The following is a 16,999-nucleotide window of genomic DNA, read 5'->3' as shown; positions in this document are numbered from 1 at the left end:
TGGTTTGACGAGTCCGACGAAGGAGCAGAAGCCTCGGCGAACCAGTAGCGATGCCGTTCATCCGAGGTACGAGAAACAGTGAACGGCATCGTGCCGGGCTCTGGCCATCAACGGTGTTGATGCGGTTGTGCACACGAGAAGGCGCGGTGGGTAACACGCTTTTCGTTATCCACGGTGGCTTCGACTGTGTGCAACCGAGGCACGGAGGCACGGATTTTCCACAATTCCCCGGTGGTTATCCACGCATGGAGGGTGTGACGGCACGGTGGACGGGAATGCAGGTCGGGATGCCGGTGCCAGTCTTGCCAGCCGGTCCGGTTCGCAGGAGCCAAGCCCGGAATATTCGGGACCGGCAGCCCCTGGTCCTAGGTGGTTGGCGGGGCTATCCTGTGGTGACCGTTAGGTTTCGATGGAGGGGCAGCTGTGGCCAGGGAACGGAAATCGGCGGCGGCGCTGGCCGCCCGGGAAAAGGCGCGGACCAAGGCGTTGGAGATGACCCAGCGCCACGAGCTCCTGCTCGAAAAGGCGGCCGAATACTTCGTGCTGGAGGACCAATCCGCAGCACGGATGGCATCGGCACAGGAGCAGGCGCGGCAGATTCTGGACCAGGCCAAACAGGCGCTGGAGGCCGATCACATCGAGCGCGGACGCATCGTGGTGGCGATGCTGTCCACCGGGGAATCCCGGGCGTTGGTGGCCCAACGGTTGGGGGTGTCCGCCGGGGAGCTGCGGGTGCTGCTGGAGGCAGCCAACACCACGACAGAACGACCACGGTAGGCCCCGGTGCCGGGCGGTGTGTGGGAGGGATTTGGGTGGTTGGTTCAGAACAGGGTGGGGTCTTCGACGTGCGCGCCGGTATTGATCGCATGGATGCGTTGGGCATCCCATCCGTGGGCCAGGAGGTCTTCGCGCAGGGCGCGGGAGCGTGCGGCCATGGCCGCACGCGGCAGTCCCCGGAAGCGCAGCCCGGACCCGTTGGCGGCGCGGAGTTTGCGTTGCCGATCGACCATGTTGGACTGCCGGTCGCCCATCCCCAGGTGCCTGGGATTCACACACAGGGGGACGTCGCATTCGTGCATCAGCTCGGGCAGCTGTGCGTGGGCCAGTCCCAGGTCCAGGGCGAGGCTGTATCGGTGCGGGCGCACCGAGGCACCGTCCAGGTGGAAGCGGCCGTAGCCGTCATCGGCAATGGCGCCGACCCAGATCCAGCAATGTTCCGGGCGTGGGCCGCGGATGACCTTGGACCAAAAGCGGTGCTCCGCGTTCCCCTTCACCCCGGTCTCTGTCGTCTCCCTCATGGTCTCGGTCATCCGGTCCCGTGTTCCGTGCGGCCGCCACAGGTGACGGTCCCGCAACGCGATGATTTGCGGCGAGCCCGTCGGGGAAGCGTGCGGGAACCCTTGAATGGGTTGCATCGGCGGGCGGTGAGCTTCCGTCTGCGGGTTTCACGGTCCTCTGGCATCAGGCCACCTGGCGTGAGAGCTTGTTGGTGCACCACAGCAGGAACATTGCGGGCAGGATCCAGCCGGCCGCCGCCAGGTACTCGTGATTCCAGAATCGGCCCAGGGCGGTGAGCAGAAGGATGATTCCGAGCACCGTGCAGAGCATCCGGGCAAGGGCCAGGACACTCTGGATTGGATGGACCGCGAGCTGCAGAAGCAGCGCGAGGCACAGGATCCCTGCGGCTAGAAGGAGGATCATTGTCTGCTCCCCCGTGTGCCTGCGGCGCGATGGCCTCAGGTGCTTGGGCCGTCGCGGTGGGGTTGGTGCTGTCCGCCGGAAATCGTCATGGTGCCTCCGCCTCGGGCCAGGGACACCGGTGGTGTCCCGTTGGTGCGAAGCTACCGGAGGCCACCGACATTTTGGAAACGAGCACTGCCCACGTTCGCCATCTTCCGGGACCGGATCCCGGCATCAGGCAAACAGCATGAATTGCGCTCTCCCGGGGAAGCATGTTCCCACAGACCGATAGGCGGCGGCCCCGCCGTTCCCCGGTCTGGCCGGTGTTTGCTTCGGTTCGTGCCGGCTATGGCCGTTGCGTGGGTGGGCGTGGAGGTTGCTTGTCCCGGGGTTCGGCCGGGGATTCCCGTGGGCGGTCTGCCGCCGGTGGTGTGCGGCGGACGCAGCGGTGCATGAATCCGAGCACAAGTTCCCGCTGGGTCTTGCCGTTCAGGGCTGCGTAGGCCTTGAACTCTCGGGCGAGGTCCTCGGGGACATCGAAGTTCAACCGCTTTTGCGGGGTTCCGTCCGCAGCGGGTTTGGAGCTCATCCCGCCATCTCCTGTTGGGTGAGCGTGATGGCCCGGGCGATGTTGGTCGGGTCGAGCCCCGACCAGTGGAACTGGTCATCCACGACGATGATCGGTGCCTGGGAATAGCCGAGTTCCTCGGTGACGTATTCCAGGGCGGCCGGTTCTTGGGTGAGGTCGACTTCGGTGAAGTCCACGTGTGCCTCGGTGAATTTTTCGGTCGTCTTGCGGCATCCGAAGCATCCCGGCTTTGTGTAGATGGTGATGGCCATTGCCCTCTCCTCCCGCCCTTTCGCTATGCCATAATTCTACCCTCATTTGAGGGTCAAAACCATTGTTTTACCGCGTCTTTTCAGGGTTTTTGTACGCTGTGCATACGGTAGAAGTTGGCTTGGGAAGCGGTCTTTGGGAACGTGATTGGGGCGCCGTGAAGGTACCGCCGACCACGGCGCGGGGCAGGCCATGTCTAGGGAATGCGGCACCCGGGGATGTGTCGTCCATGCCGATTTTGATGCTCTCGCAAGGTCTCTTGCGGTGGTGTTCCGTTGGATGCGACGCAGCAATCCGGGCATGTCGGGCCTTCGGGCTCGAGACCGCTGTCCTTCCCGGGCAGGCCTGCGCAGCCGATGATTCGCCGGCAGCGGCATAATTCTGCTGTCCTCGGCCCTGCGGTGTTGGTGGGCGGAGCGGCGTGGGTTCGCCCGTGCCTGCGGGGTTCGGCGCGTAGCGCCTGGGTGCGGCGGCCGGGGGAGCTTGCGGAGGAGGCCGCCGCCGAAAATGGTGAGCCCGGGAAGATACTTGGCCGGAGCGGTTCCGCGCGGTCGACTGGTACAGCACGAACGCCGACACATTGGAGTGGTCCGGCGGGCGTTTTTTCGTGGACACAAGGAGCGGGACGGGGCGAGGTTGTTGTTCTCGCTCCATCCCGCTGCGGGTGTCGGGCCGTGGGTGGTCTCCTTTTCGACGGTTTAGTGCTTGATGGTTGCCGAATCGGGCATTTGGCCGCTGGCAATCAGTCGGGTCAGCAGCTTGGTGAGGCGGTGCCCGGGATTGGTGGTGCGGGCGAGGTCCAGGAAGGCCATGGCTTCGCTGCCCTTCCCGTCGATCCAGCGCGTCCAGCCCAGCCCGGCCAGCAGGTCGGTGCGGTGCTCCGGGGGGATGTATTCGAGGGCGGTGTAGATGGCATCGGCTCCGTTCCTGAAGTGCTCCCAGCTATCCGGGGGGATCTCTCCCATAAGCGCGGCACTCATGGTTTCCAAATCCAGTGTGGCAACAGCCAGCGAGGCGAAGACCAAATCACGCAGTCCCTTGTTCGCGCAGGTCCCGGCCAGCCAGGCCGCCTGTGATGGGGTGACGGTTCCGGTGTCCCGGTACCCGGTGGTGATTCCGACCAGGGTGTAGAGCACCTTGATGCGGGTGGGGTGGTCCTGCTCATCGAGCGGGCGGGCTTCTTCCGTGAAGCGCTGAACCTGTGCCGCCGCATCCTTGGTGGTGCAGGGCGGGATGTCGGCGGCAAGCTTCGGGTTGCCCTCGGTGCCAAGCATGAGCGCCAGCGCCGCGTTCGAGGTGGCGACCATGTCGAAGGGAACCGTGTCCTGGTTCCGGTGTTCGTAGTCGGTGAGGTATCCGCCGCGGATCAGCAGGGCGTGGTGGATGGGGCGGCCGGTCCGGGCCAGGACGCTGCTCAGGGCCCGGTATTGGGCCGGGGTCATCGCCCGGTCATTTTCGAAGCTGAGCAGCAGCACCCCGGTGACGCCCTTGAGGCGGTCGACGTAGTTGGTAACCTGGGCGGCCCAGAAATCGGCGGGGGCTTCGGGGTGCGCGTCGAGGCGCAGGGTGGCTGCCACGGTGTGGTTTTCCAGCAGCATCAGCACCACCGAGGAGGTGGGGGTGAAGCCGAGGGAGTGGATGGCCACCGCGACGGTGTCGGCGTTGGTGGTGGCGGTGATCTTGTCCATGATCTTGTCCTCGTTCCAAGGTTTCGGGGGCCGCGGTGCCAGCTGCGCGCTTTGGGTCTTCCCCCATGTTTTTTGTTTGCTGGCGCAATGAAATGAGCAGGGCCGGGGCCAGGCACAGCAACCCGCAGGGCGGGGGCGGGAAAAGTTTGTGGCCGAAATAAGCGACGCAGGAGCGCGGCCAGAAAGTTTTCCCACCGCCGGCCCGGAGCGACGCAGGAGCGTAGTGGCTTGTGTGCTTGGACCCGGCCCATATACTCCGAAGGTCAGCAAACAAAAAAGAAAAAGCGGCCGCTAGGCCGCAGCCTGATTCGCCGGAGGCGCATCAGGCCAAGAGTCGGCCGCGGAGCGGACGTCCGGTTTCTTGGGTGCGAGCGAGCGAGTACCCAAGACGCCCTGAAACGTTTGACGGGCGATTAACTCGTGGTCCACCGTGCTCGGCTCCTGGCAATCCCGGCTCCCATCCAGGGCACAACAGGAAAACCCCGCGGCAGCACATCTTGGGGGTGGGTGCGGATGCGGGGGTTTCTCAACCCGTCCGTTGGCCTTTAGGGATGGCAGTTCCGAACGGTCCTCTCACGCTAGCGCGAGAGGACCGGATGCAAAACCTCGACTCTCGACCTGTCAGGTAGCGGAAAATGGCCGCGGGTGATCGCGTCGACTTCGCAGGACCCAGCACCGGCACCCAGGAAGTATCGCCCACCGAGAATCTGGGAGAGGTAACCAGTCTGGATGGCAAGTGCTGCGGGATGCTGCCGTGGAAGGATTTGCGCCATCGGCGCGAAACGCATTCGCTCTGTTTCCCGGGCACACGCCGCGATGACCAGCTCGAGATTGGGGAAGTTTTCCCAGACTTGGGGCGCATGCTCTCCGATCATGAAGTCACGGAAGCCTGCCCGATCGGCTTCTCGGGCCATCATGACCGAGTAGTTGAAAGTATCCCTGTCGCTATGTGTTGACCGGTGCGTTGTTTGACGATGTCCGCGTCACCGGGAACGACGATGAAGCGGCCATAAAAATGCCCTGCCGAGGGTTTTCGGCAAGGCATTCATGGTCTTGCTGACGGCGTGCTCGTCATCAGTGCCGGGGTCCTATTCGCTGTTGTCGGTGATCGCCGATTGCGCCGCGGCTGCCGTGGAGGTGCGGCTCCCAGGATTGCAGACGTCCCCGCGCTTGTCCTATAGACCACCCCGGAAGGACGCACCACCAAAGAGGTCCACAGGTGCATCAAACTGCACCTCTCCAAAAAGGTCTACCGAACCCTGAACGCCGGCCATGCGTCCCACTTAACAGATATAGAAGGGCCACACCCTGCCGCGCAACTGGATATGCACTCAGATCCGGGGGTAGGGGCTGAGATTTCACAGTTCCAAAAGGTCCCCTCGAACCTGCCGGATGACCCATGCACCATCTCCTTGCCGGTATTCCATGCCCAACAAAGTATCCATCGGTGCACGAGCCGCAATCAAGCCGCAGCCGGCGGCCACACCGGAATTACGGGTCCGAGCCCAGGATTTCGGCCATAGTCCGCCGGGCGGCACGTCCCTCCGGGATGGGCAGCAGCGGGTAGAGATGGACCATGCCCGGGGCTTGGTGGAATATGGTGTGCACCCCGGCCGCTTGGGCCTTGGAAACCAGGAGTTCACAATCCGGATGGGTGATGTCGCGGGTGCCGACAAAAACAGTCAGCGGACCAAGCCCGTCCATGTTTCCGAACAAGGGGCTCACGATCGGCTCGTCCAGCCTCAACCCATCGCGCCACAAATCCGCGGCAGCCCGCAGGCCCGGGCGGACCAACCACTTGTCGTTTGGTTCGAGGGCGTCGATGGCCGGATTGCTGAGGCTCAGATCAAGGGCCGGGCAGATGAGTACCGTATGGGCCAGAACAGCCTGAAGGTCTCGCAGCAGCAAGGCGGCGGATAATGCGATTTGGCCGCCGGCCGAATCCCCAAGAACCGAAACGTTTCCAGCCCCGTAGGTGGCGGCCAGGCGCCGGAGCAGATCGACAACCTGCGGAACCACGGTCCCGGCGGTGCCTTGCGGGGCCAAAGGGTAGATGGGAACCAGGACCCGGGACCCGGTGTCTGCCGCCAGTTTGAGGACCAGTTGCCACTGAAGCGGGGATATTTGGTTGATCCATGTACCCCCGTGGAGGTAGACGATCCGGCGTTCGGTGGACCCCGCACTCCTTGCCACCTCGTAGAGGGGCCACCCGCCGTCCTGCTCCACCCCGATCTCCAGCCCGCGGGGCAACAAGCGAGGTGGCCCATAAGCGCGGGGGCGCAACCGGCGCGCTGCCACGAGGTCCGCCGTGGCCTGCGCGCTGGCAAACCGATTCCGGTATCCGAATGCCGTGAAAAGCGGCGGCATCATCCTGCTGGCCAGACTGGGCACGGAACACTCCTGGGGTGAGACGATGTTGGCGGTCCGCCTCGCCGGTCAGCCCACCTGCCGGCAGCGCGGGGAAAACGCCGACGGATTCCTGCTTCGCTCTATACTGCCTTTTGAGCCTTAATGCCTGGTTTCCTACTGGGGTGCCGGATTCGCCTCGTCCTCGATATCCGCCTTCACACCTGGCTCCAGCTCCTGGTCGGTATCGCCTTCCCGCCGGTCCTCCAACACCACCAGCCGTTCGCTGTCCTGCCCGGTTTCGGGTTCGGGTTCATCCATAACCCTGGCATCATCGGGGCTCATGAGCTCTTCGGCCAGTGCCTGGGCATCGGCCCGGTCCAGTGGTTCGAAAACTGCACCCATGATCGTTCTCCTTGGCCCTCGGATTCCCATGCTTGGTGGGATACCACCATAGGACCTGAACGGTCCGGGCTCAAGGAGTTCCTTGCGGTGCAACGAACCCGGCTCAAGGGTTCTTGCGGTGTCCGGCACGATGGCCGCAGAGCGCTTTGCGCAAGGATTCGTTTTCCGCCTCCAGATCCAGGACCAGCCCGATGCCCGCAAGGTTCAGGCCCATGGCTAGAAGTTCGGCGATCCGGCGCAGCCTTGCCACATCCTCATCGCTGTAAACCGGGTGCCGCCTTCGGTTCGCCCCGGTTCCAGCAAGCCCTTGCGTTCATACATCCGCAGGCTTTGCTGGCTCATCCCCACCAGCTCCGCGGCCACCGAAATCGCATAAACGCCCCGGGCCCTGTCCCGGGAAGCCATCACAACCTGCCTTCCAAATTCCCCTCAAATCCTTCTTGCGCCATCTCCTGGCCTGTGTTATAAAAATTCTACCTCCATCGATTCAGGCATCGAGGGGGTGGCAACAACCCGAGATGGCTCCAAAAAACACTGAGAAGGAGTGCGATAGCCATGTTGATGCGTACAGACCCGTTCCGCGACCTCGACCGGCTTGCCGAGCAGGTTTTCGGGACCCCAACCCGGCCGGCGACCATGGCCATGGATGCCTGGCGCGACGGGGACACGTTCGAGGTGGAATTCGATTTGCCCGGCGTCAACCCTGAGACGATCGATCTGGATATCGAACGCAACGTCGTGACCATCAAAGCCGAACGCCCGGCCCTGGACAAGGACCTGGACATGCTGGCCTCCGAGCGGCCCCGCGGCGTATTCAGCCGCCAGCTTGTCTTGGGCGAAAACCTCGACACCGAACACATCGAGGCCGGCTACGACGCCGGGGTGCTGAGCCTGCACATCCCGGTGGCCGAGAAGGCCAAACCGCGCAAGATTGAAATCACGTCCACAAACTCCGATCGCCAGGCGCTTGACGCCTAGACGACCGGACAGCGGGAGTTTGTCTCTGGCAGCTCCCGCAACGCCGGAAGCGTCCGGCGGCCGCCAACCTATTGGGAAACGGGCGTGAGCCGTTACGGCCCGCCACTGCGCCCGAAGGCGCAAGCAAGGGCGGCCCCCACGGAAACGTTTTCGGCACCGTTGGTCCCGGACCCTGGCGCCCGGGACCAACGGACTACACCAAGGACCACCCAGGACGGTGCCCGGCAAGACCGGGTACGGGGACGGACGTGTGGGGAGGAAAAGGACAATGGTCGGTGAGCGGTGTTGGGTCAGCAGTGTTTGGGCCGGTGGTGTGCGATGAGCGATATTCCGGATCTTTATTCCGTCTTGGGGTTGGATCCCCACGCCACGGACTCGGATATTGCCCATGCCTATCGGGTCCTGCTGCGCCGCCACCACCCCGATACCCGCCCGTCATCGGCCTCGGCCGAGGAAATGCATCACCACGAGGCGCGGCTGCAACAGGCCATGGACGCCCACGCGGTGCTGGCCGATCCGACCCGGCGGGCCCATTACGACCGCGAACGCCACTGGCACCCAGCTCCTCCCCCGATCCCGGAGCCCTTCGGTGCCACGCTTCTTTCGGCTTCCGCGCCTGGCCCGGGACCCGGAAGCGGATATTTGCTGGGAGTGTCCCCGCTTCGGTGGGATCCTAGTCCCCGAGTAGGAGGCGCATCTAAATGAGTGGGTGGCGACGCTACGATTCGCCGTTGCTGCCAGCGTTCCATGAACGCTTCGAGGAACGCTGGGGCAAGGGCAGCGCCCCGTTTCTGGACCCGGAAGTCTTGGACCAGCCGATGCCGCGGGCCCAGTGGATCAACATCGATACCGGTGCCGCGCTGGCGGTGGTCCCCATCTGGGCCGAAGACGACGCCAAGCGGTCCTTCGCCATGTTCTACCTTCCCCCAGCCGGGGACATCTGGCTGCTGCGCCCTGGGGTCACCGGCTATATCGAATCCCACCACCTGCAAGACATCAACCTGCGCAACGACGCCTTCACCAAGGCCGTCAAGCATGCCAAGGCCTTCATCACGGGCAACCCCGATCGATGAGCCCCCGCACCGCCAACGCATGATAATCCCTGCAGGAAACCATGTAAGGGCGGTGATGAAACCAGGTCCGCTGGCACGCGGTATGGACGCACGACAGGAGTATGTCTAGGGTGAGGGGACGGGTTGAGGACACAGCCCCGATATGTCTTACAAGACGACCTTCGTGGAACCCCGGTCGCGCCACACCTTTTGGGCGTTTCCGGGGGTTTTCCTCGTTAAAGGGGCAGGACCCTGCAAGAGGAGAGCGACACCATGCCAGATGATGAGTCACAGCGGGACACCGACAACCTGGATTTGCAGGGCATGATCCTGGAGTCCAACGAAATCGACAGTTTCCTCAATGCCCTGACCCGGCTGGCGGTGCACGAACTCTCCGAACCGGGCGAGGAAGTCCTCTGCGGGATCACGCTGCTGCGGCACAAGCGCCCCGGGACCGTGGCCAGCAGCAGCCAGGAGGCCCAGGATTTGGACGAGGTCCAATACAACTACGTGGACGGGCCGTGCCTGAGTGCGGCGCGGACCCAATCCTTGGTGCATGTACCGGACCTGCAGAACGATTACCGCTGGCCCGACTACACCAAGGTCGTGCTCGCCCGCGGGATCCGCTCGGTTCTAGCTGCCCCCTTCCAACTCGAACAGGGAGACCACGCCGCCTTGAACCTCTACGCCCCGGTTCCCCACGGGTTCACCATCGAAAAGATGCGTCTGGCCCGGGGGTATGCGTTGCAGGCCTCGCAGGCGTTCTCGATTGCCCTGCGCCTGGCACGGCACAAGGACACCGCCACCGATGCCTTGGAGGCCATGAAGTCGCGCACGACCATCGACCTGGCCGTGGGCATGATCATGGGGCAGAACAACTGCAGCCAGGAACAGGCCATCGAGATACTCAAGTCCGCTTCCTCCAACCGAAACCTCAAGCTGCGCGAGATCGCGGCGGCCATGATCGCCCAGAAAGGCCACGAGCCCCCCACCACCCACTTCGAACACTGACCCAAAAGACGCGGAAAATGCGTTGCATTTGGCGATCCCCCACCGCGACACCCCGCCCTGAATAATGACTGTTAAAGTACCTCCGAAACCCGCGGGTCTCTGTGAGCATCGATGCGCGCATGCCCCGCCCGTGAAAATGCCGGATGCAGGTACTCTGAGTGCGAATATTCAGTTCCACATTTCCCGCGCTGTCCACACACAAAAAGTTGGCTGCCAATCAATGCAATCCAAGTAGGATATAGGAGCCGATTTTCGTTCTTCGCCATTCCAAGGCCAATCCTGATCAGGGACAAAAACGCATCTAAGCCCCTCTCAGCGGCATGTTTTCACATGCACTGTTGAGGGGCTTAGCGCGTGATCTGTCGTCGATTGGTTTGGGCATGTATGGAAGCTATGGTCGGCTTTCCGTGTATGTGTTTGTTACTCGGAGAAGTCGCCGAATTGCCCTGTTCGTCAACCGGTCCATTCGACCTGATGTTCACACCGCTGAAGCGGCGCAGCATATCTGGATTTCAGCAAGCACCCGTGGCCTTAGCTGCTTTGGATGGCTTTCAGTTCACGGCGTGAGAGTCGGCTGGGGTCCTTGTACATGAAAATGGTCCCCAGGAGGCTGACGACTGCCAGACCGATGAAGTAGAAGGCGAATGAAAGATTGTTGTCGGTGGTTTTGAACAGGGCAATGGCGATAAAGGGAGCAAAACCGGCCAAAATCGTGGCGAAGTTGTAGGGCAATGATCCGGCGGTGGCCCGGATCTTCACCGGGAAGAGCTCGGGAAGGGAGGTAAGCACCGGCGCACCGATGATTGAGATGGATAAGGTGAAAAGTCCCGCTCCGAGCATGGCTGACCACACGGTGCCGAAGTGAGCGGGGAGCCAGAACATCGGAATGATGGTGAGTGCCATCAGGATGTTGCCCAGGATGATGACCGGTTTGCGTCCGATCCTGTCGCTGATCGATCCGAAGACTAGGACTCCGACGGTGAGCACTACCAGGCCCACGAGGTTGGCGTTCAGCGCCTCGGCAGGGGTGAAGCCCTTGCCGACCAGGTAGGTGACATACAAGGCACTATTGGTGTAGATACCGGTCATGTATGTGATCGTGATGAGGAAAAGGGCGATCATGGGCCGGCGGTAATCGCGGAAGGCCTCGGTAATGGGCTTGCGGATTACCGGACCGGCGTTCTTTTCGTCCTGTTCTTGGGCTTCGCGCATGGCTTCGAAGGCCGGGCTCTCGTCGACCCGGCGGCGCACGTAGACGCCCACCAAGCCCAACGGCGCGGCAGCGAGGAAGAGGATCCTCCAGCCCCAGGTTTCGAAGGCGTCCTGTCCGAGGGTTACAGCGAGGATGGCTCCGAAGGCGGTGCCCCCGAGAAGACCTGGATAGGTGGAAGCGGCCAGGTAGCTGATCCAGCGTGCACGCTGGCGGGAGGGAGAGTGTTCGAAGACAAATGACACCGCGCTGGACCATTCTCCGCCTGCTGCCACTCCCTGGAGTAAACGGAGTAGGAGGAGGAGCATTGGGGCAGCGATGCCGATTGCGGCGTAGCCCGGGAGGATGCCGATACCGACGGTGGCAACGGACATGCCGATGATGCACCAGGCCATCACCTTTTTGCGGCCCACGAGATCGCCATATCGGGAGATGAAGATACCGCCAATTGGCCGTGCGACGAAGGCCAAGCCGAAGACCGCGTAGACCCCGAGGAGCGCGGCGAAAGGATCTTCCGGCGAGAAGAAGGACTTGGCGATGAAGGCTGCGACCACGCCGTAGGCGGCGAATTCGTACCATTCGACGAAGTTTCCGGCAAGCGCGGCGATGACGACCTTGCGGCGGACGTCGTTTGGAACAAGGTCCCCCGCATCGCCGTGGTGGTTCACCACCGCTCTGTCCACAGTGGAAGGGTTCAGGGCAGCGGTTTGCCCTCCGGGGTCCAGATAGTTTTTTGTCACGCGATCTCCCAGTAAAGTGATGTGCAGTGTGTCACACAGTGTTCTTCTTAAAAGAACAAACGTCAAGCCTTGCAGCAAATGTTTCTTCTTTACGAACACTTGTTTCCTGTTGGCCTCGGCACCCCAACGACAAAAGCGTTCCTTGGGATCAGGGCGCCACCGTCACTCAAACGATGAGCATCCTTTAGCTTAGGCGTTCGTCAGCCGCCCGGAACGGTGTCCTGGCCCCACAAAAAAGACCGGCAAGGCGGGCCGCCAGGCGCGGGTATGGCTGCCCGTGGAGTGGCTCGGCATTGACAAACTGTTCTATGACACAGAACACTAGTCTTCATACACATTTCATTCTCGAAGGGATACCCCATGGAGCCCATCAACGCCTCGGTCGCCATACTGACTGCGGACTTCTTTGAAGAGTCGGAAGTTATCTTCCCTTATTTCCGGCTGCTGGGCGCCGTCCGGAAGGTAATTGTGACGACCCCCGATGGTGGCCCGGCGCGGGGCAAAGGGGGATTGGAGCAATTCGCCGCTCAGTCCACCTTCGCCCAGCTTTCGGTCGACGATTTCGACGCGGTGGTCATTCCGGGCGGATTCGCCCCGGACATCGTCCGCCGAAGCGCTGAGGCGCTGGACTTCCTCAGGCAGATGGACCATGCCGGGAAGCCGGTTGCCATGATTTGCCACGGCGCGTGGGTGGCACTGAGTGCCGGCATCCTTGAAGGGCGCAAGGTCACCGGAGCCCCCTTCATTAGGCCCGAGATCGAAGGGGCCGGCGCCCAATGGTTCGATGAACCGGTCATTATCGATGGGAATCTGGTCACCTCGCGACTGCCCCGGGACCTAGATCCTTGGATGAACGCCTTTCTCGACCTGCTCTCGACCCGGGTTCAGTCGTTGGCATCCGCCGGTTCCGCTGTGGAGGGAGTTTCCTCATGAGCAGCGTCGCGCAAATCCCCAAGTCCCCGGCGCTCCACGAAGAACTTACCTATGACGTATCGGTGTCCGAACGCCACGTCGTGGGCGAAGACATCGTGTCCTTGACCCTGCGGCGCGATGATGGAGGGCTCTTTCCGGCGTGGGAGCCCGGCTCCCACATCGATGTGTTCCTGGGCGAAGACGAACAAGGAGAGCCGCTTACCCGGCAATATTCGCTCTGGGGTGCTGTCGAGGATCGCAGCGCCTGGCGCATCGGCGTCTTGAAGGATCCCGCCTCCCGGGGCGGCTCCCTCCGCGTGCATGAGCAATTAATCGATGGAGCTAAAATCCGGGTGCGCGGTGCGCGCAACCACTTCCATTTGGAACCGGCAAAATCATACGTTTTTGTGGCAGGTGGTATCGGAATAACGCCGATCCTTCCCATGGTCAGGCAGGCCGAACGTGACGGGATTCCTTGGAAGCTCTATTACCTGGCGCGGAACCGCGCTCGTCTGGCCCTTTTGGAAGAGCTTTCCGGGTTGCCGGCAGAGAAGCTCGTGCTGCATTGTGATGACGAAAATGGAATGATCGATCTGGCCGGGATCACTTCCGTGCTGGGAGAGGAGGACCACGTCTACGCCTGTGGGCCAGGTCCCCTCCTGGATGTCCTGGATAAGATGGCCCAGAAGTCGGGACGCTGGACGTTCCATTGTGAGCGTTTTGCCGCCGCGCCGGTGGCTCCGGGAAGAGTGGATCTGCCGTTCGAGGTCCTGCTCTCCAAGTCGGGGACCACGCACCAGATTCCAGCTGGGGTGCCGTGCCTCAAGGTGCTTCGCGAAGCAGGTGTCGAGGTGGATTGGTCCTGTAGCGAAGGCGTTTGCGGCACCTGCGAAACGGAAGTGCTGGAAGGGGAACCAGATCACCGCGATGCGGTCTTGACGGCGGAGGAACGTGCTGCAAATGAAACCATGATGATTTGTGTCTCGCGCGCACGAAGCGCCAGGATCGTCCTGAACCTCTAGGCGAAGTGGCAAGTGAAAGGCCGCTTGCACGTGGATGGAACCATCCACGTGCAAGCGGCCTTTCATGTTTCCCACACGGATTCGGCAGTGCTCGAACCGTACCGTGAAGCCCCCTGCAATAACGAGGACGGCTGCTGCCAACCAAGAACTATGGTCGGTGCCCGGATGATTGTGCGTGCCACAAAGCGGCCGAAGCATGGTTAGTGCACCGGCGGAAGCTTCGGGTATTGCTCACGTTCGGACCTTTGTGTTTGATCTACACTCCGTGGGCCGTTCCGGCCAAGAAATCCATTGCCGGTGTGCGGGTTTCCACCGGAGAATCTCTGAAAATCCCCCTGATATCTGGTCCAAAGCCGGATGCCACGGGGCCCAGCCCGCCCAAAGACGGGCTGGGCCCCGTGGTCTTGCCGGTGGCTACAGAACGGACTCAACAAGGGCGGCGGCAGCAAAGAGTGCATCTTCTTCACCGGGCACGCCCACCAGCTGGATTCCCAGCGGCATCCCCGTTTCGTCATCGCGGAGTCCAGCCACGACCACCACGGGGAACCCCAGTGCCTGCCACGGTCGGCTGAGCATGGGCGAACCGGTGGCCCCCAATCCTTCGGGGGCGATGGACTGGGCCGCAGGGGCCAGCAGGACACTCCCGTCCCGGAGCAGGGCGCGAAAAGCGGTCCGGGTTCCATCCACCAGGCTCCTTGCCTTGGAATATCCGCTTTCTCCAATCGCGTGCCCTTCGGCAAAGAGAGCCGTCAGCTGGGGGCTCAGCTCCTCGGGGCGGGCGGCTTCACGTGTCCGGAGGCGCACTGCCTCATAGGCCATGATGGTTGCGTGGGCAGTGGCCAGATCCGCCGCGGCGGTTGGGGCTTCCTCTCCCTGGGATCCCAGGCCGGCTTCGGTGGAGGCAATAATGGTCGCCAACGGCTCAAGCCGCTTCACAACGGCGGCAAGGGCGTTGGCCATCTTTGGCGCGACGCCGAACGGGGGCTCAGGGTTCCAGACGATGAACCGTGGCCTTGCATCGGCACTCCCACCGGCCAGGCCTAGGGCTCGGCGCAGGAACTCCATGTCCGCTACCGTATCGGTCAGGAAACCCATTGCATCGAAGCTTGGGCTCAACCCGGTGATTCCCGTATCAGGGAAGGCCCCGTGGGCAGCGACATGGCCCGTCACCCCGCAGTACGCCGCGGGACGGGTGACGGAGGCCGCGGTTTGCGTGCCCAGGGCCAGCGGAACCATGCCGGCGGCCACGGCAGCGGCCGAACCGGACGAGGATCCGCCGGGAGTATGCCGGATGTTATGGGGGTTTCCGGTCGGGCCGGGGCTGAAATAGGCGTATTCCGTGGTGACGGTTTTGCCCAGCATGATGGCTCCCAGGTCCCGGAGCCGTGCGACGATGGCGGCATCCTCCACGGCGGGCGACGATCCACCCAGCACCGATCCGCACCGGGTTGGCAGTCCCCGCACATCGATGATGTCCTTGACCCCTACCGGTATGCCGTGCAGCGCCTGACGCTCCCCCGTGGGGATGGCATCCAAACGGGCTGCTTCGGCCAGGGCGCCCTGCGCATCGACCACCACCCACGCCTTGATCTTCCCCTCTGTTTCCTCGATCCGGGCCAAGGCCGCGCGCACCGCCTGTGTCGCGGAAAGTTCGCCCTCGCGCAGTTTCGCTGCCGTAGCGGCAAGTGAATTTCTTCTTGTCAGTTTCATGGTCTTTTCATTCCCCTTACCCGCAGGTGCTGCGTTCGCTTCGCAGCTGGATCAAAACAATTTTTCTGCGTTAGCGAACGATGGCTTGACTTTTGTTCTGTGTCACAGAACACTATAGGACATAGCAACCCGCTCCAACAGATGCACCGCGTGGAGCAACGATCCTAAGGAGAACCACCCATGCTCAGCCCCATCCCTGTGGAAGAGTTCAACGCCAGTGTTGGCGACGTCAACGAAGTTGTAGCGTTGCCGCCGGCGGCCTTCACCACGGACGAGTTCCATGAATTTGAACTCGATGCAGTGTTTGGCCATGAATGGTTTTGCATCGGTCGTGCCAGCGACATCCCCAAGAAGGGCGACTATTTCACCGTCGACGCGATCGGTGAACAAATGCTTGTGGTGCGTCAAGCCGACGGATCGGTACAGGTTCACGCCAACGTTTGCCGCCACCGCGCCATGAAGGTTGCCACCGGTTCGGGAAACGCGCGCCGCTTCAAATGCGACTACCACTCCTGGGTTTACGGCCTGGACGGGACCCTTCAGTCGGCACCGGACCTCAACGACAGCCCCTGCTTCGTCAAGGCATCGGTCAAGCTCCCCGAAATCCGTTCGGAAATTTGGGAAAACTTCGTCTTCATTACCTTCGACGACACGATCGAACCCTTGGCCGGTCGCCTGGCTACTCTCTCCAACTACCTCACCAACTGGGGGATCGCCGACCTGAAGTCCGCGGAACCGCAGAGCTTCTTCCCGGTCAAGTGCAACTGGAAGGTCTTTGGCGATGAGTGCTACCACTGTGCCCATTTGCATTCCAAGAGCTGGGTGCCGATGCACGACGCATCATCCGAACGCATTGACTATGACACCGAGTCCAATGAGCCTGAAAAGGGAATTATTGCCTACGACCTCGTGAGCACGGAAAAAGATTTGGCTCCGACCCGAACGGGTAAGGCACTCCAGCCGCTGCTTCCTGCACTGACCGACGAGCAGCGTCGCCGCATCGCCTACGTGACGATTGCACCGAACCTGTTGCTCATCGCCATGCCCGACAAGGTGAAGTACTTTATGTGGCTTCCCACCAGCACCACGACTTCGGTCTTCGCGGCCACCTGGCTTTACCCGGAATCCACTCTCAAGGCAGAAGGTTTCGAGGAGCTGTGGAAGATGGAACTCGATGATCTTGCTCAGGTCCTGGAGGAAGACGTTTACGCCTGGGAAGCGGTCCAAGACGGACTTCACTCGAAGTACGCACCACGGGGACAGTACGCACCCAGCGAGGTCGTGCTGGTTCGTTTCAACGAATGGCTGATTGAGAAGTACCGTGCCGCCGATGCCTTGGCCCGCATCGAGCAGTTGGAAGACGCCCAGCCCCAGGGCCGGGAATCATCCCAGCCCGTAGGCGTCTGA

General features: G+C 62.3%; 19 protein-coding genes and 1 pseudogene. 8 read left to right on the top strand and 12 right to left on the bottom strand.

All coding sequences use genetic code 11. The features are described from left to right. Window positions 1-423: 423 nt before the first annotated feature. Window positions 424-777 carry a hypothetical protein gene (locus tag BLJ79_RS17825; RefSeq protein ID WP_071216127.1) on the top strand — a complete coding sequence of 118 codons (354 nt, stop codon included), beginning with the start codon at window positions 424-426 and terminating at the stop codon, window positions 775-777. A 44-nt stretch (window positions 778-821) separates the two neighbouring features. On the opposite strand, the gene BLJ79_RS17820 is transcribed toward BLJ79_RS17825, so the two are convergent. From BLJ79_RS17820 to BLJ79_RS23970, 10 genes and pseudogenes are all read right to left on the bottom strand, one after another. Next, complete coding sequence (locus BLJ79_RS17820) at window positions 822-1,298, bottom strand: hypothetical protein (protein ID WP_139194949.1); 477 nt, start codon at window positions 1,296-1,298, stop codon at window positions 822-824. Between the two features lie 163 nt (window positions 1,299-1,461). After that, the gene (locus BLJ79_RS17815; RefSeq protein WP_071216125.1) at window positions 1,462-1,701 is read right to left on the bottom strand and encodes a hypothetical protein; all 240 of its coding nucleotides are present in this window, start codon (window positions 1,699-1,701) and stop codon (window positions 1,462-1,464) included. A gap of 325 nt (window positions 1,702-2,026) precedes the next feature. Next, entirely contained in the window at window positions 2,027-2,269 is a 243-nt protein-coding gene (locus BLJ79_RS17810; protein ID WP_071216124.1) for a hypothetical protein, read from the bottom strand. Continuing rightward, entirely contained in the window at window positions 2,266-2,520 is a 255-nt protein-coding gene (locus BLJ79_RS17805; RefSeq protein ID WP_071216123.1) for a glutaredoxin family protein, read from the bottom strand. Before BLJ79_RS17805 ends, BLJ79_RS17810 begins: the two co-directional genes overlap by 4 nt. A gap of 696 nt (window positions 2,521-3,216) precedes the next feature. Beyond that, a complete protein-coding gene (locus tag BLJ79_RS17800; protein WP_071216122.1) occupies window positions 3,217-4,206 on the bottom strand; it encodes a DUF4192 family protein in 990 nt (329 codons plus the stop codon). Between the two features lie 578 nt (window positions 4,207-4,784). After that, a pseudogene (locus tag BLJ79_RS17795) lies at window positions 4,785-5,150 on the bottom strand (LLM class flavin-dependent oxidoreductase); the annotation flags it as partial. A gap of 547 nt (window positions 5,151-5,697) precedes the next feature. Further along, complete coding sequence (locus BLJ79_RS17790) at window positions 5,698-6,459, bottom strand: alpha/beta hydrolase fold domain-containing protein (RefSeq protein WP_217641932.1); 762 nt, start codon at window positions 6,457-6,459, stop codon at window positions 5,698-5,700. Window positions 6,460-6,729: 270 nt separating this feature from the next. Then, window positions 6,730-6,957, bottom strand: a complete 228-nt coding sequence (locus BLJ79_RS17785) for a hypothetical protein (RefSeq protein ID WP_071216120.1) — start codon at window positions 6,955-6,957, stop codon at window positions 6,730-6,732. A gap of 103 nt (window positions 6,958-7,060) precedes the next feature. After that, the gene (locus BLJ79_RS17780; RefSeq protein ID WP_353615490.1) at window positions 7,061-7,207 is read right to left on the bottom strand and encodes a MerR family transcriptional regulator; all 147 of its coding nucleotides are present in this window, start codon (window positions 7,205-7,207) and stop codon (window positions 7,061-7,063) included. Beyond that, window positions 7,174-7,362, bottom strand: a complete 189-nt coding sequence (locus BLJ79_RS23970) for a MerR family DNA-binding transcriptional regulator (protein WP_353615489.1) — start codon at window positions 7,360-7,362, stop codon at window positions 7,174-7,176. Before BLJ79_RS23970 ends, BLJ79_RS17780 begins: the two co-directional genes overlap by 34 nt. 150 nt (window positions 7,363-7,512) lie before the next feature. On the opposite strand from BLJ79_RS23970, the gene BLJ79_RS17775 reads away from it, so the two are divergent. From BLJ79_RS17775 to BLJ79_RS17765, 4 genes are all read left to right on the top strand, one after another. Continuing rightward, a complete protein-coding gene (locus tag BLJ79_RS17775) occupies window positions 7,513-7,935 on the top strand; it encodes an Hsp20/alpha crystallin family protein (RefSeq protein WP_071216119.1) in 423 nt (140 codons plus the stop codon). Window positions 7,936-8,253: 318 nt separating this feature from the next. Continuing rightward, window positions 8,254-8,640, top strand: coding sequence for a J domain-containing protein (locus tag BLJ79_RS23965; RefSeq protein WP_139194948.1), 387 nt, complete (start codon window positions 8,254-8,256; stop codon window positions 8,638-8,640). Continuing rightward, a complete protein-coding gene (locus tag BLJ79_RS17770; protein ID WP_071216118.1) occupies window positions 8,637-9,008 on the top strand; it encodes a hypothetical protein in 372 nt (123 codons plus the stop codon). The genes BLJ79_RS23965 and BLJ79_RS17770 overlap by 4 nt, the downstream gene beginning before the upstream one ends. A gap of 252 nt (window positions 9,009-9,260) precedes the next feature. Continuing rightward, window positions 9,261-9,998 (top strand): GAF and ANTAR domain-containing protein, encoded by a 738-nt coding sequence (locus BLJ79_RS17765; protein ID WP_071216117.1) that lies wholly within the window; start codon window positions 9,261-9,263, stop codon window positions 9,996-9,998. A gap of 531 nt (window positions 9,999-10,529) precedes the next feature. Here BLJ79_RS17765 and BLJ79_RS17760 read toward each other — a convergent pair. Then, the gene (locus BLJ79_RS17760; RefSeq protein ID WP_083411427.1) at window positions 10,530-12,047 is read right to left on the bottom strand and encodes an MFS transporter; all 1,518 of its coding nucleotides are present in this window, start codon (window positions 12,045-12,047) and stop codon (window positions 10,530-10,532) included. Between the two features lie 261 nt (window positions 12,048-12,308). On the opposite strand from BLJ79_RS17760, the gene BLJ79_RS17755 reads away from it, so the two are divergent. Continuing rightward, window positions 12,309-12,881: a type 1 glutamine amidotransferase domain-containing protein gene (locus tag BLJ79_RS17755; RefSeq protein WP_071216115.1), complete on the top strand. Its 573-nt coding sequence runs from the start codon at window positions 12,309-12,311 to the stop codon at window positions 12,879-12,881. After that, the gene (locus tag BLJ79_RS17750; RefSeq protein WP_083411426.1) at window positions 12,878-13,882 is read left to right on the top strand and encodes a PDR/VanB family oxidoreductase; all 1,005 of its coding nucleotides are present in this window, start codon (window positions 12,878-12,880) and stop codon (window positions 13,880-13,882) included. The genes BLJ79_RS17755 and BLJ79_RS17750 overlap by 4 nt, the downstream gene beginning before the upstream one ends. A 414-nt stretch (window positions 13,883-14,296) precedes the next feature. Here BLJ79_RS17750 and BLJ79_RS17745 read toward each other — a convergent pair whose 3' ends face one another. Further along, window positions 14,297-15,592 carry an amidase gene (locus BLJ79_RS17745; RefSeq protein WP_071216114.1) on the bottom strand — a complete coding sequence of 432 codons (1,296 nt, stop codon included), beginning with the start codon at window positions 15,590-15,592 and terminating at the stop codon, window positions 14,297-14,299. 180 nt (window positions 15,593-15,772) lie between these two features. Between BLJ79_RS17745 and BLJ79_RS17740 the strand changes: the two genes are divergently transcribed. Further along, on the top strand, window positions 15,773-16,999 hold the full coding sequence (locus BLJ79_RS17740) for an aromatic ring-hydroxylating oxygenase subunit alpha (RefSeq protein WP_071216113.1): 1,227 nt from the start codon (window positions 15,773-15,775) through the stop codon (window positions 16,997-16,999).

Source organism: Arthrobacter sp. UCD-GKA (assembly GCF_001863355.1).
Lineage (GTDB): Bacteria > Actinomycetota > Actinomycetes > Actinomycetales > Micrococcaceae > Paeniglutamicibacter.
This window is presented reverse-complemented; position numbering and strand designations above follow the sequence as displayed.

Bases quoted from the DNA above. Each gene is read 5' to 3' on its own strand.
- BLJ79_RS17820 (WP_139194949.1), bottom strand. From the start codon at position 1,298: ATGAGGGAGACGACAGAGACCGGGGTGAAGGGGAACGCGGAGCACCGC.
- BLJ79_RS17815 (WP_071216125.1), bottom strand. From the start codon at position 1,701: ATGATCCTCCTTCTAGCCGCAGGGATCCTGTGCCTCGCGCTGCTTCTG.
- BLJ79_RS17810 (WP_071216124.1), bottom strand. From the start codon at position 2,269: ATGAGCTCCAAACCCGCTGCGGACGGAACCCCGCAAAAGCGGTTGAAC.
- BLJ79_RS17805 (WP_071216123.1), bottom strand. From the start codon at position 2,520: ATGGCCATCACCATCTACACAAAGCCGGGATGCTTCGGATGCCGCAAG.
- BLJ79_RS17800 (WP_071216122.1), bottom strand. From the start codon at position 4,206: ATGGACAAGATCACCGCCACCACCAACGCCGACACCGTCGCGGTGGCC.
- BLJ79_RS17785 (WP_071216120.1), bottom strand. From the start codon at position 6,957: ATGGGTGCAGTTTTCGAACCACTGGACCGGGCCGATGCCCAGGCACTG.
- BLJ79_RS23970 (WP_353615489.1), bottom strand. From the start codon at position 7,362: ATGGCTTCCCGGGACAGGGCCCGGGGCGTTTATGCGATTTCGGTGGCC.
- BLJ79_RS17775 (WP_071216119.1), top strand. From the start codon at position 7,513: ATGTTGATGCGTACAGACCCGTTCCGCGACCTCGACCGGCTTGCCGAG.
- BLJ79_RS23965 (WP_139194948.1), top strand. From the start codon at position 8,254: ATGAGCGATATTCCGGATCTTTATTCCGTCTTGGGGTTGGATCCCCAC.
- BLJ79_RS17770 (WP_071216118.1), top strand. From the start codon at position 8,637: ATGAGTGGGTGGCGACGCTACGATTCGCCGTTGCTGCCAGCGTTCCAT.
- BLJ79_RS17765 (WP_071216117.1), top strand. From the start codon at position 9,261: ATGCCAGATGATGAGTCACAGCGGGACACCGACAACCTGGATTTGCAG.
- BLJ79_RS17755 (WP_071216115.1), top strand. From the start codon at position 12,309: ATGGAGCCCATCAACGCCTCGGTCGCCATACTGACTGCGGACTTCTTT.
- BLJ79_RS17750 (WP_083411426.1), top strand. From the start codon at position 12,878: ATGAGCAGCGTCGCGCAAATCCCCAAGTCCCCGGCGCTCCACGAAGAA.
- BLJ79_RS17745 (WP_071216114.1), bottom strand. From the start codon at position 15,592: ATGAAACTGACAAGAAGAAATTCACTTGCCGCTACGGCAGCGAAACTG.
- BLJ79_RS17740 (WP_071216113.1), top strand. From the start codon at position 15,773: ATGCTCAGCCCCATCCCTGTGGAAGAGTTCAACGCCAGTGTTGGCGAC.